This is a genomic window from Escherichia sp. MOD1-EC5495 (assembly GCF_002965965.1).
Taxonomy (GTDB): Bacteria; Pseudomonadota; Gammaproteobacteria; order Enterobacterales; family Enterobacteriaceae; genus Escherichia; species Escherichia ruysiae.
The window spans coordinates 1-19,180 of record NZ_PTRI01000012.1 but is presented as its reverse complement, the minus strand read 5'-3'; the positions used below and the strand labels follow the sequence as shown (position 1 = coordinate 19,180).

General features: G+C 49.4%; 18 protein-coding genes and 1 tRNA gene. 5 read left to right on the top strand and 14 right to left on the bottom strand.

The annotated features are described in order from the left end of the window. Positions 1-61: 61 nt before the first annotated feature. The 4 genes from yjiA to BEG40_RS11295 form a co-directional block, all read right to left on the bottom strand. On the bottom strand, positions 62-1,024 hold the full coding sequence (gene yjiA / locus BEG40_RS11315; protein WP_105285428.1) for a GTPase: 963 nt from the start codon (positions 1,022-1,024) through the stop codon (positions 62-64). Positions 1,025-1,034: 10 nt separating this feature from the next. After that, positions 1,035-1,238, bottom strand: a complete 204-nt coding sequence (locus BEG40_RS11310; protein WP_000467859.1) for a YbdD/YjiX family protein — start codon at positions 1,236-1,238, stop codon at positions 1,035-1,037. 117 nt (positions 1,239-1,355) lie between these two features. Then, positions 1,356-3,506, bottom strand: a complete 2,151-nt coding sequence (gene btsT, locus BEG40_RS11305) for a pyruvate/proton symporter BtsT (RefSeq protein ID WP_001309197.1) — start codon at positions 3,504-3,506, stop codon at positions 1,356-1,358. 414 nt (positions 3,507-3,920) lie between these two features. Continuing rightward, positions 3,921-4,463: a hypothetical protein gene (locus BEG40_RS11295; RefSeq protein WP_105285427.1), complete on the bottom strand. Its 543-nt coding sequence runs from the start codon at positions 4,461-4,463 to the stop codon at positions 3,921-3,923. Positions 4,464-4,691: 228 nt separating this feature from the next. Here BEG40_RS11295 and tsr point away from each other — a divergent pair, with 228 nt between their 5' ends. Beyond that, positions 4,692-6,353: a methyl-accepting chemotaxis protein gene (gene tsr / locus BEG40_RS11290; protein WP_105285426.1), complete on the top strand. Its 1,662-nt coding sequence runs from the start codon at positions 4,692-4,694 to the stop codon at positions 6,351-6,353. 49 nt (positions 6,354-6,402) lie between these two features. On the opposite strand, the gene BEG40_RS11285 is transcribed toward tsr, so the two are convergent. Together BEG40_RS11285 and BEG40_RS11280 are read right to left on the bottom strand one after the other, a co-directional pair. Next, positions 6,403-7,764: an MFS transporter gene (locus BEG40_RS11285; RefSeq protein WP_000410122.1), complete on the bottom strand. Its 1,362-nt coding sequence runs from the start codon at positions 7,762-7,764 to the stop codon at positions 6,403-6,405. A gap of 218 nt (positions 7,765-7,982) precedes the next feature. Next, positions 7,983-8,897 (bottom strand): GntR family transcriptional regulator, encoded by a 915-nt coding sequence (locus tag BEG40_RS11280; protein ID WP_000091592.1) that lies wholly within the window; start codon positions 8,895-8,897, stop codon positions 7,983-7,985. Positions 8,898-9,035: 138 nt separating this feature from the next. Here BEG40_RS11280 and BEG40_RS11275 point away from each other — a divergent pair, with 138 nt between their 5' ends. Next, positions 9,036-10,058 carry a zinc-binding alcohol dehydrogenase family protein gene (locus BEG40_RS11275; protein ID WP_105285425.1) on the top strand — a complete coding sequence of 341 codons (1,023 nt, stop codon included), beginning with the start codon at positions 9,036-9,038 and terminating at the stop codon, positions 10,056-10,058. A gap of 119 nt (positions 10,059-10,177) precedes the next feature. Here BEG40_RS11275 and opgB read toward each other — a convergent pair whose 3' ends face one another. The 6 genes from opgB to BEG40_RS11245 form a co-directional block, all read right to left on the bottom strand. Continuing rightward, complete coding sequence (gene opgB / locus BEG40_RS11270; protein ID WP_024191056.1) at positions 10,178-12,469, bottom strand: phosphatidylglycerol--membrane-oligosaccharide glycerophosphotransferase; 2,292 nt, start codon at positions 12,467-12,469, stop codon at positions 10,178-10,180. A gap of 254 nt (positions 12,470-12,723) precedes the next feature. Further along, the gene (yjjA, locus tag BEG40_RS11265) at positions 12,724-13,215 is read right to left on the bottom strand and encodes a DUF2501 domain-containing protein YjjA (protein WP_016231567.1); all 492 of its coding nucleotides are present in this window, start codon (positions 13,213-13,215) and stop codon (positions 12,724-12,726) included. Between the two features lie 48 nt (positions 13,216-13,263). Beyond that, on the bottom strand, positions 13,264-14,001 hold the full coding sequence (gene dnaC, locus BEG40_RS11260; protein ID WP_000799917.1) for a replicative helicase loader DnaC: 738 nt from the start codon (positions 13,999-14,001) through the stop codon (positions 13,264-13,266). 2 nt (positions 14,002-14,003) lie between these two features. Continuing rightward, positions 14,004-14,543: a primosomal protein DnaT gene (gene dnaT, locus BEG40_RS11255; protein WP_010351507.1), complete on the bottom strand. Its 540-nt coding sequence runs from the start codon at positions 14,541-14,543 to the stop codon at positions 14,004-14,006. Positions 14,544-14,649: 106 nt separating this feature from the next. Continuing rightward, complete coding sequence (locus BEG40_RS11250; protein WP_000525340.1) at positions 14,650-15,123, bottom strand: threonine/serine exporter; 474 nt, start codon at positions 15,121-15,123, stop codon at positions 14,650-14,652. Further along, positions 15,114-15,884, bottom strand: a complete 771-nt coding sequence (locus tag BEG40_RS11245) for a threonine/serine exporter family protein (protein WP_010351504.1) — start codon at positions 15,882-15,884, stop codon at positions 15,114-15,116. The genes BEG40_RS11250 and BEG40_RS11245 overlap by 10 nt, the downstream gene beginning before the upstream one ends. A gap of 617 nt (positions 15,885-16,501) precedes the next feature. Between BEG40_RS11245 and BEG40_RS11240 the strand changes: the two genes are divergently transcribed. Continuing rightward, positions 16,502-17,227 (top strand): helix-turn-helix domain-containing protein, encoded by a 726-nt coding sequence (locus BEG40_RS11240; RefSeq protein ID WP_105285424.1) that lies wholly within the window; start codon positions 16,502-16,504, stop codon positions 17,225-17,227. Beyond that, positions 17,185-17,862 carry a DNA-binding transcriptional activator BglJ gene (gene bglJ / locus BEG40_RS11235; RefSeq protein WP_016159441.1) on the top strand — a complete coding sequence of 226 codons (678 nt, stop codon included), beginning with the start codon at positions 17,185-17,187 and terminating at the stop codon, positions 17,860-17,862. The genes BEG40_RS11240 and bglJ overlap by 43 nt, the downstream gene beginning before the upstream one ends. Positions 17,863-17,899: 37 nt before the next feature. On the opposite strand, the gene fhuF is transcribed toward bglJ, so the two are convergent. Next, positions 17,900-18,688, bottom strand: coding sequence for a siderophore-iron reductase FhuF (gene fhuF, locus BEG40_RS11230; RefSeq protein ID WP_105285423.1), 789 nt, complete (start codon positions 18,686-18,688; stop codon positions 17,900-17,902). A 140-nt stretch (positions 18,689-18,828) separates the two neighbouring features. Here fhuF and BEG40_RS11225 point away from each other — a divergent pair, with 140 nt between their 5' ends. Continuing rightward, the gene (locus BEG40_RS11225; RefSeq protein WP_123058466.1) at positions 18,829-19,065 is read left to right on the top strand and encodes a DUF1435 domain-containing protein; all 237 of its coding nucleotides are present in this window, start codon (positions 18,829-18,831) and stop codon (positions 19,063-19,065) included. A gap of 27 nt (positions 19,066-19,092) precedes the next feature. Here BEG40_RS11225 and BEG40_RS11220 read toward each other — a convergent pair. Continuing rightward, positions 19,093-19,179, bottom strand: a tRNA-Leu gene (locus BEG40_RS11220). Position 19,180 lies beyond the last annotated feature (1 nt).

Below are 19,180 nucleotides of genomic sequence, written 5' to 3'. Positions count from 1 at the left end.
ACGTCGTTCTGCTTCCCCCTCACTGCTAAATGGGGCATTGAACTGCTTTACACTCAACCTTTCACGCAGACTTCCTCAACCCCGCAAACGCTGCCCGAATCTCTTCCTCCGGCAGCTGAATCCCGATAAACACCATCGTGCTATGCGGTTTTTCATCGCCCCACGGGCGGTCCCAGTCGGCGCTGTAGAGGCGCTGGACGCCCTGGAACAGCAGGCGGTTAGGTTCGCCGTCAATCCACAGCATCCCTTTGTAACGCAGCAGTTTATCCGCCGACTCCAGCAGCAGGTTTTCCATCACGCGGGAAACTTCGCTGATATCTACCGGGTAATCCAGTTCCACCACAATCGACGAAATATCGTTTTGTTTATCCGCGATAAAGTGGAAGCGCGGTTTGGCGCTGACGACGTTCTCTTCCAGCATAAAACCGTTGGTGTTGAACAGCAGCCCCAGGTCGATATCGCCGTGGGTAACGGTGTAGACCGGTGCACGGGCGTTGATGCGCGCCAGACGTTCACGCAGTTTTTCTGCTTCGCCTGCGACGTCGGTTTTAGTCAGCAGAATACGGTCGGCGTAGCCCACCTGGGACTGGGCGATGGTGAACTGGTTCATCTGCTCGTCGGCATGTACCGCATCCACCAGCGCAATCACGCCGTCCAGCAGGTAGCGCTGGCATAAAATCTCATGGGAGAAAAAGGTCTGAATAATCGGGCCAGGATCGGCCATGCCGGTGCATTCAATCACCAGACGGTCGAACTGAATATTGCCCTTGTCGAGATTATCCAGCAGGTCGAGTAGCGCGTCCTCCAGCTCGTTGGAGCGTGAACAGCAGATGCAGCCGTTGGTCAGCGTTTTGATCTGCGTGGCGCGGTCGCCAATTAATTGATCGTCAACGGAGACTTCGCCGAATTCGTTTTCAATCACGGCAATCTTGTAGCCGTGTTGTTCGTTAAGAATATGGCGCAGCAGGGTGGTTTTGCCTGCGCCTAAAAAACCGGTGAGTAGGGTAACTGCAATCGGGTTCATGCTCTCTCCATTAACAACAGCGCATACCGCCTTTACCATCGCCGCCGTAGCGCGCGTTCTGGCGTTCGCGGAAGAATTCTTCATAGCTCATGTACGGCTTGTCGGGATGGTTGGTCTTCATATGCTCGACGTAGTTGTCGTAGTCTGGAATGCCAATCAACATCTTCGCCGCCTGGCCGAGATATTTTTTTGCCTGTCCTAAGTTACCAAACATTTTGCCTTCCAGATATGCGTGAAGCCCGGAAGATCCGGGCTGGGGATTTGCCGGATGCGGCGTAAACGCCTTATCCGGCCTACGATAGACATTTTGTAAGCCGGATAAGGCATCCGGTTAGTGGTGCGAAGAGATCTTCACGCCGCCTTCCGGGATTGGAACGTACGGTGTTTCTTTGTCAGTACGTTTGTCGCTGTTACGCACCTTCAGCCAGGTTTTGAAACCGTAGAAGATGATGCTGTACACCACAATCAGGAACAGAATACTCAGGCCTGCGTTGGTGTAGTTGTTCACAACGATGTGGTTCATGTTGGCAATCTGCTGCGCCGTCAGGTCAGTACCGTTAGCAATCTTCTCTTTGTACTGGCTTGCCATGTAGAAGAAGCCTTCCATCTGCGGGTTGGTGCTGAACAGTTTCAGACCCAGCGCCCAGGTGGTGCAAATAAGCAGCCATACCGCCGGAACAACAGTTACCCAGATGTATTGGGTACGCTTCATCTTAATCAGCACAACGGTGCCCAGTACCAGCGCCACGGCTGCCAGCATCTGGTTAGAGATACCGAACAGCGGCCACAGGCTCTTAACGCCGCCCAGCGGATCGACCACGCCCTGATACAGCAGGTAGCCCCACAGACCCACACAGCCCGCTGTACCGATGATACCGGCAACCAGAGAGTCGGTTTTTTTCAGGAACGGAATGAAGTTACCCAGCAGGTCTTGCAGCATAAAGCGGCCAGAACGCGTACCGGCATCCAGTGCGGTCAGGATGAACAGTGCTTCGAACAGAATACCGAAGTGATACCAGAAGCCCATGTCAGCCATCGGCAGCACTTTGTGGAACACGTGTGCGATACCTACCGCCAGCGTCGGCGCACCACCTGCACGGTTCAGGACAGAAGGCTCACCAATGTCTTTCGCGGTTTGCAGGATCTGCTCTGGAGAAATCACGAAGCCCCAGGAGCTGACGGTTGCTGCCGCGTGTGCGGTAACGTCTTTCAGCTGCGCCATGATGATCGGCGCGTTCTCGCCACCCATTTCATGCAGGTTAGGCATGGTGATGCCAAGACCCGCAGGCGGGGTGTTCATCGCGAAGTAAAGACCCGGTTCGATGATGGACGCAGCAACCAGCGCCATAATCGCCACGAAGGACTCCATCAGCATTGCGCCGTAGCCAATGAAACGCGCGTCGGTTTCGTTAGCCAGCAGTTTCGGCGTCGTACCGGAAGAGATCAGCGCGTGGAAGCCAGATACCGCACCACAGGCGATGGTGATGAACAGGAACGGGAACAGAGCGCCTTTCCACAGCGGGCCAGTACCGTCAATGTACTGGGTCATTGCAGGCATTTTCAGTTCCGGGTTCAGTACCACGATACCCAGCGCCAGGCCGACGATAACGCCGATTTTCAGGAAGGTTGCCAGATAGTCGCGCGGTGCGAGGATCAGCCACACAGGCAGCAGTGCGGAAACAAACGCATAGCCAATCAGCGCGAAGGTAATGGTGGTGTCTTTAAAGGTCAGTGCCGGACCCCAGTACGGGTCGTGAGCAATCACGCCGCCGAAGTAGATAGAGGCAACCAGCAGCACGATACCAATGACAGAGACTTCACCCACACGCCCCGGACGGATAAAGCGCATGTAGATACCCATAAACAGCGCAATCGGTACGGTTGAGCAAACGGTGAAGACACCCCACGGACTTTCGGCCAGGGCTTTAACCACAATCAGCGCCAGGACGGCAAGGATGATGATCATGATTAAGAAACAGCCAAACAGTGCGATAGTCCCCGGTACTGGTCCCATCTCTTCTTTGATCATCTCACCGAGAGATGCGCCGTTACGGCGAGAGGAGATAAACAGCACCATAAAGTCCTGTACCGCACCGGCCAGCACTACCCCCGCCAGCAGCCACAGCGTGCCAGGCAGGTAGCCCATCTGCGCGGCGAGCACCGGACCAACCAGCGGACCGGCACCGGCGATAGCGGCGAAGTGGTGACCAAACAACACGTAACGGTTGGTCGGAACGTAGTTCAGACCGTCATTGTTAATAACCGCAGGCGTCGCGCGCGTGGGGTCGAGTTTCATCACCTTCTGGGCGATGTACAGACTGTAGTAGCGATACGCCACCAGATACACCGACACAGAGGCGACCACGATCCACAGGGCACTGACGTGCTCCCCCCGACGTAATGCAACTACCGCGAGGCAGAATGCACCGATGATTCCAAGAATCACCCAGGGTATGTGCTTGAATAGTTTTTTCGTATCCATAGTAAAACCTGGCATTTTACTCGTCGTCTTTTGGCTTACTGGTGCGGCAGCTACATTCGCTCCCCCAGTCACTTACTGTTGTAAGCACCCGGGGATTCACTCACTTGCTGCCTTCCTGCAAACCAAAATCCATAGAGTAATTTGTTAATCATAGGCCGAAGCCGTTCTAGGTTTGCGTTGCGTTTGAGGAGGTAAATTGACCGCTATCCTGCAGTGATGTTGCCAGAGTTACGCGCGCGTAAAGTAAGGTAAATAACTGAGTGGTTATATTAGGGACGTAAGCGGTCAGTTTTGCAGTTGAGCGGTATTGGGCGAGGTTTATGAAGGCTATTTATGTGATATTGATCACAACCGAAGCGATTTTTAGCCCTCGGTTGTGTTACTCATATAAAAATTATATTCACGCTATAAATATTAAATAACAATATAGCAATATGGTGTATTATTTATTTCTTTAAGTAAAACGTGTTTTTTACGAGATTTAGTAAGGTAAAATTTCTCATCTAAATAACTGTCGATGAGATAATCCAGTCTTTCCCTGTCTATCATGGGGGTGATGCCCAGGGTCCAGAAACTACGCAAATCAAGTTCAGAACGTTTAATTTTGGCACTTTTCTCTAGATCTGCGATCATATTTTTAACACAACTAGTCGCGTCTCTGTTTTGTTTTATTTCAAGTGCGATATAGCTATCTTGCGTCCAGCCTTTTTTACGTAATAAGAAATCTGTGCGTAGTGTGGGGTGCTGGGGATTTCTGCGCTTATCACAGCAAAGTGTTTGTTCTCGCCACCATTCATGGCCTGTTGAGCAGAGCATATTGGCAAATTCAACCTGAAGCCACACTTCCCAACCAGTGATATTGTTTTGGTCAATAATATTAAGTTTTTGACAAATATCCTCACGTTCAAAAAAGAGATGTAATAGCGTTGAGAGATGATCGAAGTCACGGTTTAACATTTCAGACGTCCTTTCTTAAAAATTCACATATAGAACATATTTCGTTCAAAACAGATACAGTTAGTGTGAAAAAAATAAGAAAGAAAAATGTATCAATGAGTGGTTATTGTATTTTTGAACAAAAATAAAAAAAGTGAGGTAAATTTAACCAGTTTCAGGTCGCTACCTATAAAGTTTTCTCATTCCAGGCCGAAAATCCTGCTATCGGTCAACAGGAAAAGAGAAACCATGTTAAAACGTATCAGGATCGTGACCAGCTTACTGCTGGTTTTGGCCGTTTTCGGCCTTTTGCAACTGACATCAGGCAGCCTGTTCTTTAACGCTTTAAAAAAGGACAAAGAAAATCTCTCCGTCTTACAAACCATTCGCCAGCAGCAATCTACGCTAAATGGCAGTTGGGTTGCGTTGTTGCAGACGCGTAACACCCTCAACCGTGCGGGTATCCGCTACATGATGGATCAGAACAATATTGGCAGCGGTTCGACCGTCGCCGAGCTGATGCAGAGTGCCACTATTTCGCTGAAACAAGCGGAAAAAAACTGGGCAGATTACGAAGCATTACCGCGTGACTTGCATCAAAGCACAGCGGCTGCTACGGAGATCAAACGTAATTATGATATCTATCACAATGCACTGGCGGAGCTGATCCAGTTGTTAGGGGCGGGCAAAATCAACGAGTTTTTTGACCAACCTACTCAGGGATATCAGGACGGTTTCGAGAAGCAGTATATGGCGTACATGCAGCAAAACGATCGTCTCTATGACATCGCCGTCACCGATAATAATGCTGCCTTTAACCAGGCAATGTGGGTGCTGGCGGGTGTGCTGATTGTCGTACTGGCGGTTATCTTCGCCGTCTGGTTTGGTATTAAAACGTCGCTGGTGGCGCCGATGAATCGCCTGATCGACAACATTCGTCATATTGCTGGCGGCGATCTGGTGAAACCGATCGAGGTAGATGGCTCTAATGAAGTGGGGCAACTGGCAGAGAGTTTGCGCCATATGCAAAGTGAACTGGTACGTACCGTGGGTGATGTGCGTAATGGTGCAAATGCCATCTATAGCGGAGCCAGCGAAATCGCTACCGGTAATAACGATCTCTCTTCACGCACTGAGCAGCAAGCCGCTTCGTTAGAAGAGACGGCAGCCAGCATGGAGCAATTGACTGCGACAGTGAAACAGAATGCCGAGAACGCGCGACAGGCAAGCCATCTGGCGTTAAGTGCTTCCGAAACGGCACAACGTGGCGGTAATGTGGTCGATAGCGTGGTACAAACCATGCGCGATATTTCCACAAGCTCGCAGAAAATCGCCGATATTATCAGTGTCATCGACGGCATTGCTTTCCAGACGAATATTCTGGCCTTGAATGCGGCAGTCGAAGCAGCACGCGCGGGTGAACAAGGCCGTGGTTTTGCGGTGGTCGCGGGAGAAGTGCGTAATCTGGCTCAGCGTAGCGCCCAGGCGGCGCGTGAAATTAAAAGCCTGATAGAAGATTCGGTTGGCAAAGTGGATGTCGGATCGACACTCGTCGAAAGCGCCGGGGAAACTATGGCGGAGATTGTCAGCGCCGTGACCCGTGTGACCGATATCATGGGCGAAATTGCCTCCGCTTCAGATGAGCAGAGTCGCGGTATCGATCAGGTTGGCTTAGCGGTTGTCGAGATGGACCGGGTAACACAACAGAACGCTGCGCTGGTGGAAGAGTCTGCCGCTGCTGCCGCCGCGATGGAAGAGCAGGCCAGCCGCCTGACTGAAGCTGTGGCTGTATTTCGTATTCAGCAAGAGCAACAGCGTCAGCGCGAAGCGTTGGCGGTAAAAACGGTGGCACCGGTGGTGTCGCGTAAAGCGGTAGTGGCTGATAGCGGGGATAACTGGGAAACGTTTTAATTGCCACAAAAAATGCCCGATAAGCGATGACTTATCGGGCAAGGGGAGATTACTCTTTATGCGGATCGCTAATGGGTTGATGTACCATGAAGATGTACGCCAGCGCGCCTGCTGCGGTGACGCAACCGCAGATGAGTAGCGCCAGACGGAATGAGTGAGTGGTATCGACAATAAAACCGGTAATAATCGGCGCTAATGAGGCGCAGATGAAGCTGGCAAAGTTCTGGATACTGCCCACTGACGCGGTCATGCGAGAAGCGACCGCTACGTGAACCAGTCCCCAGCAGGATGTACTGGCAAAGTGAAGGCAGAACAACGCCATGCCAATCAGCAGAACCGCGCTCATGGGGGTTGTCGCTTGCGGTACTATCAGAGTAAAGGCGGCTGAACTGAACATCCCGGTAATAATACAGAGCTTACGGTTCTTAATCGGCTTCATCCCTCCTTTGACCAGCCAGTCGGTCACATATCCGTTGAGTAGCATCCCGATCCCACCGAACAGGAAAGGTATTGCCGCCATCAAGCCCGTGCTTTTTAAATCCAGGTGATAGGCTGTTTGCAGGTAACCCGGCAACCAGGCAATGTACAGCCATGCCGCATAGTTGATACCACTGAAACCGAGCATCATTCCCCACATTGTGCGGTTACGAAACAGGCTGCGCCATTCGGCAAAAGTGAGTGGGTCGCGGCGGGTATTGACACTACCGGCGTTGAGATAGGTTTGTTCAACGGCGGTCAGCACTACCTGCTCGCGGTTGCGATAGAGCATAAACCAGGCGATGGCGAGAAAAATACCCAGTGATCCGATGGTTATAAACATCCCACGCCAGCCGATGGCCAGCATTATCGCTGCCAGAATCGGCGGGCTTATGGCAACACCAATGATGGCGGCTGCGTTAAAAAAGCCCATCGGACGTCCACGTTCTTTGATGTTGAACCAGTCGTTAATCACTTTAACACCGCACGGGTTCATGGGAGCCTCACCGATCCCCATACCAATACGTACCAGCACGAACTGCGTAAAGCTGTGTACCATGCCAGACATTGCCTGGAATAGCGACCAGACTAGCATCCCTAGTCCCAACATCAGACGTGAACCTTTGCGATCCAGCAGTGCGCCTGCTGGCAATTGCGCAATCCCGTAAGAGAGCGAGAACACGGAGAGTAAAGCGCCCATCTCGGTGGCGTTTAACCCCAGTTCTCCACGAATAGTTACATTCGCCACCGACAGCGAACTGCGATCGAGAAAATTTATTACCGCAGCAATAAATAATAACAACATGGCGGTGGTTTGAATGTGTTTAATTCGTGTACTGCGTTGAATTAATCCATTTGGTGGCACGGGGATATCTACCGACGACGTTGAGCGAAAGGAAGATTGCGGATCGAGGGTAATATTTTCTTTTTCCACGCCGAACTCCTGTATCTATAATATATTAATTATTTGCGTAATTATGTATTGCGCAGGGTTAATATTAATGGCAGATGAAATCTTTAGGATTTCACTACCGCTCACAAGAAAACATTTATAGTCGACTGGTTGCGAGCATAGGTAAGTCGGAAATTTCGGGTGTTTATATTTTGATAAAACCGTGCACAAACTAATAGTTTGCTGTTTTTAATCTGTATTTAATAAACGTACCGCTTGTTCTTCTTGATGGAACGAATCATCGCTTGTTTAGCTGAATTCAAATGGTTACGTAGTGCAAGCGTAGCATCCACATAGCTGCGGCAAACCAAAGCACTGAGAATAGTCATATGCTCATCTATGGCTATGATATTGCGCTGCCGGCGATCGTTTTCGTCCCATTGATAGTGGAAATGAAAGATGACGGAGATAATATCAATGGATTGATTGAAAAAGATATTGTCAGTGGCTGAAAGCAATAAGGAATGGAACTCTCTGTCCAGTTGCGAGAACGTGTGAAAATTACTGCCGATGTTGTTACGCAGCATTCGGTGGCGTTCGAGCATGGTTTTCACCTGAAACCAGCGCGGATCATTATCAGGCAGAGTGAGAAAACGCTGGATTGAGCGCGTTTCCAACATTTCGCGCAGTTCAAAAAGCTGCTCAGCGTAGGATTGATCGAAATGCTTTATCCTCCACTGACCGCGTTTTTCGCTTTGGGTGAGGTTATAGCACCATAATTTTAAAAGATATTTTCTTGCCGTAATCGAGCTGACACCTGCCGCTCGCGCCAGTTGTAGCTCCGAAAAAGTTTCACCAGGCAATAACTGACGCTGATTTATCATCGTGAAAAAAAATTGCTCAAATACTTTGTCTTGCTCGCTTATCGAAGCTGCGGGACAGGCAAAACCATCGTTGTGATCAGGTTTACGCGTGATGACGTGGTCATTTCCGACCTGCGTCAGGACACCGCATTCGCGTAAGTGGCTGAGAACATGACGCACCGTGGTGCGACTGACGTTGTACATTTCCGCTAGTGAGCTTTGCGATGGGAGTGGGGAAGGGATATGACCACATACCATCTCATCAATAAACTGGTTAACCACATTATGGCGTAAATTTTGTGAGCGACTCATATTTTTCTCCTTGTCGCGCTATTAAAACCCGATTTAAAACATTTTTATGCGTGTATTTTCACAAAATAGATTTTCTATTTCACTGGCATTTTTCATTTTCATTGATATCTAAGACAACAAAAAATGGAGAGCAGAATTATGCCTAAGATAAATACATTAATTTGCCAGAAACCGAAAGAATTAGTCTGGAAACAATATGAAATGCCAATTCCCGGTGGCGATGAAGTATTGATAAAGATTAAGTCTGTCGGAATTTGTGGTACTGATATTCATGCCTGGGGTGGAAATCAACCATTTTTTAGTTATCCACGCGTGTTAGGCCATGAAATATGTGGAGAGATTGTTGAATTAGGTAAAGATATTGCTGATCTCAAAAATGGCCAGCAAGTTGCAGTGATCCCTTATATCGCCTGTCAGCAATGCCCGGCGTGTAAAAGTGGTCGCACCAACTGCTGTGAAAGCATTTCGGTCATAGGAGTGCATCAGGATGGCGGTTTTAGTGAGTATTTAAGCGTGCCAGAAGCGAACATTTTGCCCGCAGACGGCATCGACCCACAGGCGGCAGCGTTGATTGAACCCTTCGCCATTAGTGCTCATGCGGTGCGCCGCGCGGCAGTTGCGCCTGGCGAGCAGGTGCTGGTGATTGGGGCGGGGCCAATCGGTCTCGGCGCGGCGGCAATTGCTAAAGTTGATGGCGCACAGGTGGTGGTGGTGGATACCAGCCCGGCGCGGCGTGAGCATGTGATAAGGCATCTGGAGCTGCCCGTGCTTGATCCGTTCGCAGAAGATTTTGATGACCAACTACGCGCGCAATTTGGCGGCTCTCTGGCGCAGAAAGTGATCGACGCGACAGGTAATCAACATGCGATGAATAACACTGTTAATCTGATTCGCCACGGTGGCACGGTCGTCTTTGTCGGCCTGTTTAAAGGCGATTTGCAAATCTCTGATCCAGAATTCCACAAAAAAGAGACCACAATAATGGGTAGCCGTAACGCTACGCCGGAAGATTTTGCGAAAGTCTGGCGGCTGATGGCGGAAGAGAAGATCACTGCTGACATGATGTTAACCCATCGCTATCTGTTCGCCACGCTGGCAGAAACCTATGAGCGCGATGTGATTAACAATCGTGAGTTGATTAAGGGTGTGGTTACTTTCTGATAATGAGTGACTGGTAAAGTGGCTATATAGCGTTGGACACTATTTTTATTTATCAATAATGTTTTGTTGGTCGGATAAGACGTTTACGCGTCTTATCCGACCTGTAAATCCGTCAGTGTTTACCCTTCACGCGCCACCACTTTAATTTCCACCATCCCGATACCGAGTTTACGCGGCGAGTGACCGAGAATATTCCCTTCGTTGGTTGCGACGGGTTCCGGCGGCACAATCACCAGGGTGTCGGCATCGGTTGGGTTATCGAAATGCAGCGTAGTGGTGGTCACTTCGTTGCCCAGCACAATGGTTTGTTCTTCATTGCCAACGCGTACCGGAATGGGGCGGCTGGCGTTATTACCGTAGGCTTTGGCGGTAATCACCAGATCAAATTTCTTCGGCAGCGGATGCTTGTACTCGATTTTCACTTCATCGCCAAGCTGTGCATTAGACCAGCGACCCCACGACTCCGGACGGGAAATCCCGCTAAACTGTTTCACCTCTTCCGGCGCACCCGCGACGTTAAAGATGAAACTGTCTGCTTTGTAGCGAATATCGTTATCGACAATCTTCAGTGTATCGACATTGCCTTTGTAGCGTGCCATGTCGATGACCGTGTCCTTAAATGCCGTTTTACCTTTCCATTCTGGCTTATCGACATGCTGCACAGTTTGTTGCCCGCCAAGTTGCCCCTGTGAAACACACCAGTCGGTAGAAAGCGCCAGTTCCGGCGCCCACAACTGCCCCATTTTGTAGCAGCGGTCAACCCAGATGAAATTATCACGTGGGGCGAAATCGGCCAGTTGGAAACGCAGTGGTGCGGAGTATTCACTTTCTGGCAGCGGTTCCACTCGTTTGTCTGAAACCCGCAGCAGCAGCGGCAAACGGAAATGACTACCCGAGAAAGCGATCATGTTTTTATTCTGATTGATGGTAAATTCTTTTATCTCGGTGGGGAATTTCCACAGACGAATGATATCCGGCTTCCACGCCAGTACTTTCTCTTTCATGTTCAGGAACACTTCTGACATTGACTGACCAGAAAGGCTACTGCGTCCGAGGCCGATAAAATTATCACCACCAAGGATATCCAGTACCGTAGCGCCGTTATCCATCGTGTTGCGCTTCACTGCCAGCGTCTCTTGCTGCGGTTTGTCGCCACGGATGACAAAAAACAGGTTATTGCGATCCTGCTTATTGAGGTATTTCCACGCCGTGTTATTCATCGCTAAATGGTCAGAAGAGACGACGATGACGGTATCTTTAAACCACGGTGACGCTTTGATTTTGTTGATAAACGTCGCGATGTTCTCCTGGCTGCAACTTACCGCGCTGAATGACTGGTTCGGTTTTCCGTCAAAATCATATTTTTTGCGATTACAGGTACGAGAGATAAAACCATCCGGGTGATGGGTATCGACCGTCAGGGTAAACAGTGAGAACCGCTGACCAGAGCGGGAAAGCTCTTCAAATTTTTTCCATGCTTCATCCAGCACGGTATCGTCGTAGAATCCCCAGTCGTTGCGATAATGCGGGTCTGCGACCACGCTTTTTAGTTCTTCCGAGCCGTACAAATGGTCGAAGCCGTGTGATTTCAGGAACACATCTTTACCGGCAAAACGCAGATTGGCTCCCTGTACGAAATAGTTCTGATAACCCGAGTTTTTCAGGATATCGCCCAGACAGATGTTCTGCGGGAAGAAGCTGGAAACAGATGCAGAAGCGTTGCCTTCAAATGGAGCAAAAAGCGGAATACCACACTGGGAAGCCACCATGCCCGCAATCGTGTAGTCCGTTCCCGGCAACTGCTGCGTATGGCTGAAATCCAGACTCTCATTTTTCAGCGCGCCCAGTTCAGGCGTGAGATCCGGGAAAGCATCGTTGTCAAAATAGGTGCGTTCGAGGCTTTCTCCGTAGATATAAACCAGGTTGAGTTTCGGGTCAGGAATGGTTTTCGACGGTTCTTTATAATAAGCCGCAAAGTCCGGATCGCCGTCGCGCGACTGGGATTTCACCAGTTCTGTTATCTGACGAAACGCCGGGCTGGCATCGACAGAACCCAGTGCCAGCAAGAGCGCCAAAAGGCTGTAACCAAAATGGTGCGGATGATGACGTCGGCGGCGCAGGATCCAGCCCAGTGCACCGAAAACGACTGCCAGTGCCAGTGCAATGCCAATACCTGGCAGGATATATTTGCTGACGCCTGCACCGGTCAGGCTGTTGGTTAAGGTATAGAGAACCGCGTCGTTAATACCATCGCCAGTAAAATAGTCGCTGGCAAACAGGGTAATATTTAAAACGACAAATAACCCTAACACCGTTAACGTGGCGGCAAACCACCAGGTGTTACGTCCCGCTTTCCATGCGTAGATCAGCACAGAGGCGAGAAACAAGGCAAATGAGAGTAGTTCTGACAACGGGCGATCCTCACTAAACCAGGCTGTGTAGCCGATGCTTAAGATTTTTTGAGAAACACAATGTAATGGCGCTGCCATATTGCTGCAATTCTAGTGTCAAAAAAATGCGATGTTGTTAGGAATTAGTTTATAAACAGACTTTTTTGATCGAGGTTGTTTCCCGCATAGCAGGGGATGAAAGCGTCAGAAGTGGGAAAAAGAGAAGGGGATTGCCGCGCCAGCCGATTAACAGCTAAAACGCGGCGTTATGCGGATCAAGAGATAAAGTTCAGACCTTGCTTTAATACCAGATCACAGGCTTTGGTTTTCACTTTCTCCGCCAGCGGAGTCGTACCGATGTTATCCAGATTAAGCTGCTGGCCATCTTTGGTTTTCAGCAAACCCTGAATGCCGTCCAGATAGTTGGTGTCTTCTTTCTGCTCTTCGCTGTTCAGACCCAGCTTCTCCAGTACCTGGTTTTTGATGTTTTCCGCATCGGTCACCGAAGCCAGCTTTTGCTTCGCGCAGTATTGCAGAATGCCTGCGGCATTGTTCATGTTATCTGCGCTTAATGCCTGATTGCCGCTACTAAGCAGGTTAGTTAATGAAGCGAGCGACCAGCCGCCTTCCTGTGTGGTGTTTTGATTGCCTAACTCGCTGGCGGCGCTGGAGAGCGCATCTTTCCAGGAAGCGGCATTCACCCCGGCGGAAATTAATGCGCTGGCGGTAATTGCACAGCACAGAAGGTGTTTAACAGTTTTCATCATCATTACTCAAGGTGGAATTTTGTCGCAGTATAACGCCGGGAATGGGGATTAATACTCTTTACCCGTTACCCGACTACGATAACTGTCCCAGTTGAAGATCACCCACAGACTGTTACCCAGGCGCATACGATCCATAACACGCTCGCCCAGCAACTTCGTCATTTCCTCCACATTGCTGTTTGTCAGCATTCCGGTTGGGCGCTTGGAAGAAGAGCGACGATCGACGATCTGATTGATGATCACTTTTTCGTATTTAGATTCGGTCTGCACGCCGATCTCGTCGATCACCAGTAGATCAACGTTGCTCAGATCGTTGAGCAGTTGTTCTTCACTGGCACCGCTATTTTTGAAGGTATCTTTCATCGCCGACATAATATCGGCAACAGTAATAATCAATACCGATTTGCCGCGCAGCAGTAGTTCGTTGCAGATTGCCGCCGCCAGATGGTTTTTACCGGTGCCCGGCTTGCCAGAAAAGATAAAGCTGGCGATGTTGCCGTCGAACTCTTCGACATACTGACGCGCTTTGCTCAACGCATTCATCTGCCCTTCGCATTCAACACGATAGTTCTCAAAGGAACAGTTCTGATGCAGCGGACGAATGCCGGAGCGGTTAAAGGTGCGCTGCATTTTCATCGCCCGATTCTCGCGCTCCAGAGCGGCGGAGCGGAGCGCCCCTTGTTCTTTCTGCCACGCCAGAAGTTCTTCACCCGTTTTGAAGGCGGGTTTGATATGGGCAGGCATCATTTTTTGCAGGCGTTGCATCAGGTCGCCAACGTTTTTCATCGTTAACCTCTGAATCCTGGTGGAATTTGGCTGTCAGGTTCGCTGACCGTGTTCACATCTCGTTTGGCCAGGCCGCCGTTGCTGGCGCGACCAATTTGCAGACTGCGCGCAAGTTTTTGCTGCCACTGTACATGGTGAAAGACTTTGCCTTCCGCCTGCCAGTAGGCAATGAATGAGGCCAGTTCTTCGGCGGTAGCGGGCTCTCTTAGTGCCACGCCCCACAACGCGGCCTGGCGAGTGAAGTCGGCATCGGGTCGCCAGTCTGGGTACATGGCAAATTTTCCCATCGGTACGGCAACGGGGGCAGTTTGCGGTTCCTGATAGAGTTGATCGTCCAGAGCGACATCGCTTCCCGGACGTGCCAGCTTTTCTTCCAGCGCCAGCAGTTCAGCAAGACGCGCGGGCGTGACGGCATAAAACGCCGGGGCGTTGTTAGCAAATACGGCAACCATTCCGCCTTCAGCTTTTGCCAGAACGGTCTGGTGATCGTGTACCAGGGCGTCAATACCAACGACGTCCGGGGTCAAAACTCTGGAAGACATACTGTTTCTCAATATGGAACGATGAACGAGAAGGGAGATTACTTTTATAGTAACACACGGATGAAAGGAGGCTGTCTCTCATCCGTGTGCTTTAAGCGAGGCAATTTTATACGCGAGGGCGCTTGCGGTACAACCATAATCCAGGAATGGAAAGACCGATGGATAATGCACCAACAATTGATGATGCCGTAAGAAAGTTGGTTAACAGGGTAATCATCAACGGCTCGCTATAACCTAACTGACTGATTTTTACAGCTGAAATCATTGCTGTATAAGCAGAAATGCCAGGGAACATGGGGATAACAGCCGCCACGGTAAAGACTTTTGGATGCGCCAGATACCAGCGCGACCATTGAATACCAATGGTGCCGACCAGCATAGATGCCATAAAGGTTGACCACTCAATATTCAGCCCGGTAGTCATTAAGATCATTCGTGAACCATGACCAATCGCGCCAAGCAGCGCACACCAGCGTAACGCCCGAACCGGAACATTGAATACCATCGCAAATCCGACCGCAGGAATTGCCGCGAGGATCATATCCTGCACCAACGCTATGAGAAATTCGATCATACCCATCCGCGTAGTCCCCAAATCGTCAGTGCCATCACCACGCCAACGCAGGTAGCCAACGTCAACAGGCTGGCAATTGCCCAGCGTGCCAGCCCGGTATTGATGTGGCCTTTAAACATATCGGCGACGGCATTAATCAACGGAAAGCCCGGCACCAGCAACAGAACGCTGGCCGCCATCGCTATGGTAGGCGTATGACTGAATGTCGGAAGTTGTAAAAGGAGGCCGGAAATCGTGGTGGCGGCAAATGCGGTGAGGCAAAAGTTTATCTGCGGGTGAAGATGGCGTTGTGCCAGCAGTTGGCGGATGTACATGGCGATCATGCTGGCAAAGAACGTAATCAGCGCGCCGTCCCAGCCACCGTTATTCAGTTTGCAGAAACAGGCGCAAGAAAGTCCAACCATCAGGGCTACCAGCCAACGCGGATAGCGCAGAGGATGTATTTGACTAAAACGCTTCTCCACACCTTTGCAATCCAGCAATTTATGTTCCGCCAGGATCACAATGTGCTGTACTTCAGTAACCACATGCATATTAATGCCGCGATCCTGATTTTTACGTGTCGAGGTTAAACATTGACCATCTTTAATGGTGGTCAGCACAATTGCGTTGGAAGAGATGGAGCTTTCAACGCAGTCCATCCCCAGCGCACGCCCAAGTCGTGAAGAAAGCTCATCCACCAGCGCACTTTCCGCCCCGTGCTGCAAAAGAAATAATCCGCACTGGATACATAGCCGTGTTACGGCTCGCTGTTGCTCAGTTTGCATAACTCGCCCTTTGTCATAGACGTGCTGCGTATTGTTCAAATAATGAGACCCCATTTGTATCATGAAGCGCGGTTGTTTTGGGGTTGGTTAAGATCAAAATTGCGCTGATTAATTCTGGTTATGGTCACAGGAAGCGATCCGCGTCGGAGGTCAAATAAATATCCTCATGAATATTATCACTGAAATGAATTTATAGTTTTGTTTTTACTTGTTTGGCTAATAGCAGGAGAAATCAATTTTTCGAATCTGGATAAGAAATATCTTTCAGTTTTTATTGCTTTTTTTGTTGTTCTTTCGGACTAAAGGCCTTGTATTTCGCCTTTGGTCATTATTTTGAATGATATCGTAAACTGATTGGATTTGCGGTTTTTGATTAAGTATTTCTAACAACATAATTTAGATATTTTAAATGTGTCAGAGGTATTTTACCAGGTTATTATTTGATGCTAGCCTCCTGAAACATACAAAGGATTTTTGGTGTGTTAGGGGTAAACTGATATGAAAGTGAATGCTAAGGATAATTTATTCGCTAGATCTATTAATTTGTTGGAGTCATTTGAGGGATGAATATCCTGATTAAACCATCATGATTTATAGAGAGTGGATATGGAGGATATATGTTGCCAGGATGCTGCAAAAATGGAATTGTTATCAGTAAAATACCCGTTATGCAGGCAGGATTAAAAGAGGTCATGAGGACCCATCTACCTGAATATGAAATAACGAGTAGCGCCTCTGCGGAGGAGTTGACCTTATTACAATTACGTCGTGCTGGGTTAGTGATTGCCGATTTATCCGGCGAAATGGAAGACCCGCGTTCCGTTTGTGAACATTACTATTCATTGATCTCACAATACCGGGAAATACATTGGGTTTTCATGGTTTCGCGTGCCTGGTACTCCCCGGCAGTAGAACTGCTTATGTGCCCAACAGCGACGTTACTGTCCGATGTCGAACCCATTGAGAATCTGGTTAAGACCGTTCGTTCCGGCAATGCGTATGCGGATCGTATCAGCGCCATGCTGACCTCTCCGGCAATGACTGAAACTCAGGATTTTAGCTATCGCACCGTCATTCTGACCCTTTCAGAGCGCAAGGTACTGCGGCTGTTAGGCAAAGGATGGGGCATCAATCAGATAGCTTCATTGCTCAAGAAAAGTAATAAAACTATCAGCGCACAAAAAAACAGTGCGATGCGTCGGCTGGCAATTCACAGCAATGCTGAGATGTATGCATGGATAAATAGCGCGCAGGGTGCAAGAGAACTTAACTTGCCTTCTGTTTATGGAGATGCCGCAGAATGGAACACAACCGAATTAAGAAGAGAAATGTCGCACTTATAGAAAAATGCGTCATGAGCAGTATCGGTATTGAGAGTTTATTCAGAAAGTTTGCGGGTAACCCTTATAAGCTCCACACCTATACCAGCCAGGAGTCGTTTCAGGATGCCATGTCGCGGTTCTCGTTTGCGGCGGTTATTTTTTCTTTTTCTGCCATGAGAAGTGAGCGCAGAGAAGGATTATCTTGCCTGACTGAGCTGGCGATTAAATTTCCGCGTACCCGACGTTTGGTTATTGCAGATGATGATATTGAAGCACGGTTGATCGGTTCATTATCTCCATCACCACTGGACGGAGTATTAAGTAAAGCATCGACGCTGGAAGTTTTTCATCAGGAGTTATTTTTGTCATTAAATGGTGTGCGTCAGGCAACCGATCGGCTGAACAATCAGTGGTACATTAACCAAAGTCGGACGTTAAGCCCAACGGAGAGAGAAATATTGCGTTTTATGTCGCGTGGCTACTCAATGACACAAATTGCCGAGCAGCTTAAACGCAATATCAAAACGATCCGCGCGCATAAATTTAATGTGATGTCGAAATTGGGCGTCAGTTCTGATGCAGGGTTGTTGGAGGCCGCAGATATTCTGTTATGTATGCGGCATTGCGAAGCAAGTAATGTGTTGCATCCCTATTAATCCGCATGATGCCGGGTTTACTTCCCCGGCAGTGCTTTCATTTCAGCGTACAATCGCCACATTGCTGCACATCCGGTAGGCGATAACGCTGGCAGCAGGTTCGGCGCACCAGCAGGCCGTCGCGCAGTACCACGGTACGCCAGAGTGGATTGTCTTCGCCGCTGGTGAGTGTTTTCTCAAAAAAGAGGGCATGGCGGAGCGATTCAACCGTCGCCTCGCCGAGCAACTGCTTCATTTCTGTCAGATACCAGTTGATCAAATAACCGGTATTACTCCAGATAAGTTTGCCGTTAATCTCTCCAGTCGCTTCTAATGCCTGCACTACCGGGACAAGCGCCTGGCTGACTAACGTTTCCATTCGCTGTTGTGGAGAATGTGTTGTTGCGTTTTTGTCTTCACACACATCGACCCAGAAACAGGCGGCGCGTCCGGTTTCGTGAAACTCAACGTGGAAATGCTCCGGGGAAAGGTCTAACGCTTTTTCCTGCGTCAGCAGCGCCAGCATTAATGGTGGCACCATCAGGCCGATATACCATTGTGCCCACAACGAGATCAGCGGCTTGTTCTCGCGGATCATCATCGGTTGGTTGCGGTAGATATGATCGGAATAGACCGCCAGTAGAGAACTTAGCGCATTCGGTGATGACCATTGCGCCAGCGTCATGGCGTTAAGCGGAGCGGGTTCATCCAGGCGGATAAACTCCAGCAAATGTTCACGATGTTCTGCGATCGTTGCACGTACTGCTTGTGCAAGCCCAGGAACCTGCGGCTGGAGATGCGTTCGCCAGATAACATCTTCAGGAAGCGGTGCGGAACGATAGGTCATAATCGTGATAGTAATCTAAATGATAATGATTGCTAATCCTATCGATAGGTTTACCCGATAGCAAGGGATTTCTCTGGCTTGAAAATGATAAAAATTATCATATGACATTGCTTATCATTATCGATTTGAGAGATAAAACCATGTTGCAACGTATGCTGGGCAGTGGCTGGGGAGTGTTGCTGCCGGGATTGCTGATTGCAGGGCTGATGTATGCGGATTTATCGCCGGATCAGTGGCGGATTGTCCTTCTGATGGGATTAGTGCTGACGCCGGTGATGCTGTATCACAAACAGTTACGGCATTACGTTTTGCTACCATCGTGCCTGGCGCTTATTTCTGGCGTCATGCTGATGATAATGAACTGGAATCAGGGATGATAAAACAAGAAAGGAAGTAAAGATAATTGGTGCGAGGGGGGGGACTTGAACCCCCACGTCCGTAAGGACACTAACACCTGAAGCTAGCGCGTCTACCAATTCCGCCACCTTCGCA

What these genes read in the sequence shown, in the direction of transcription:
- BEG40_RS11295 (WP_105285427.1), bottom strand. Translation starts at nt 4,463, where the DNA reads ATGTTAAACCGTGACTTCGATCATCTCTCAACGCTATTACATCTCTTT.
- BEG40_RS11225 (WP_123058466.1), top strand. Translation starts at nt 18,829, where the DNA reads ATGTTGCAACGTATGCTGGGCAGTGGCTGGGGAGTGTTGCTGCCGGGA.
- bglJ (WP_016159441.1), top strand. Translation starts at nt 17,185, where the DNA reads ATGGAACACAACCGAATTAAGAAGAGAAATGTCGCACTTATAGAAAAA.
- yjjA (WP_016231567.1), bottom strand. Translation starts at nt 13,215, where the DNA reads ATGATGAAAACTGTTAAACACCTTCTGTGCTGTGCAATTACCGCCAGC.
- yjiA (WP_105285428.1), bottom strand. Translation starts at nt 1,024, where the DNA reads ATGAACCCGATTGCAGTTACCCTACTCACCGGTTTTTTAGGCGCAGGC.
- BEG40_RS11245 (WP_010351504.1), bottom strand. Translation starts at nt 15,884, where the DNA reads ATGCAAACTGAGCAACAGCGAGCCGTAACACGGCTATGTATCCAGTGC.
- btsT (WP_001309197.1), bottom strand. Translation starts at nt 3,506, where the DNA reads ATGGATACGAAAAAACTATTCAAGCACATACCCTGGGTGATTCTTGGA.
- BEG40_RS11310 (WP_000467859.1), bottom strand. Translation starts at nt 1,238, where the DNA reads ATGTTTGGTAACTTAGGACAGGCAAAAAAATATCTCGGCCAGGCGGCG.
- tsr (WP_105285426.1), top strand. Translation starts at nt 4,692, where the DNA reads ATGTTAAAACGTATCAGGATCGTGACCAGCTTACTGCTGGTTTTGGCC.
- BEG40_RS11250 (WP_000525340.1), bottom strand. Translation starts at nt 15,123, where the DNA reads ATGGGTATGATCGAATTTCTCATAGCGTTGGTGCAGGATATGATCCTC.
- BEG40_RS11280 (WP_000091592.1), bottom strand. Translation starts at nt 8,897, where the DNA reads ATGAGTCGCTCACAAAATTTACGCCATAATGTGGTTAACCAGTTTATT.
- dnaT (WP_010351507.1), bottom strand. Translation starts at nt 14,543, where the DNA reads ATGTCTTCCAGAGTTTTGACCCCGGACGTCGTTGGTATTGACGCCCTG.
- fhuF (WP_105285423.1), bottom strand. Translation starts at nt 18,688, where the DNA reads ATGACCTATCGTTCCGCACCGCTTCCTGAAGATGTTATCTGGCGAACG.
- BEG40_RS11240 (WP_105285424.1), top strand. Translation starts at nt 16,502, where the DNA reads ATGTTGCCAGGATGCTGCAAAAATGGAATTGTTATCAGTAAAATACCC.
- BEG40_RS11275 (WP_105285425.1), top strand. Translation starts at nt 9,036, where the DNA reads ATGCCTAAGATAAATACATTAATTTGCCAGAAACCGAAAGAATTAGTC.
- dnaC (WP_000799917.1), bottom strand. Translation starts at nt 14,001, where the DNA reads ATGAAAAACGTTGGCGACCTGATGCAACGCCTGCAAAAAATGATGCCT.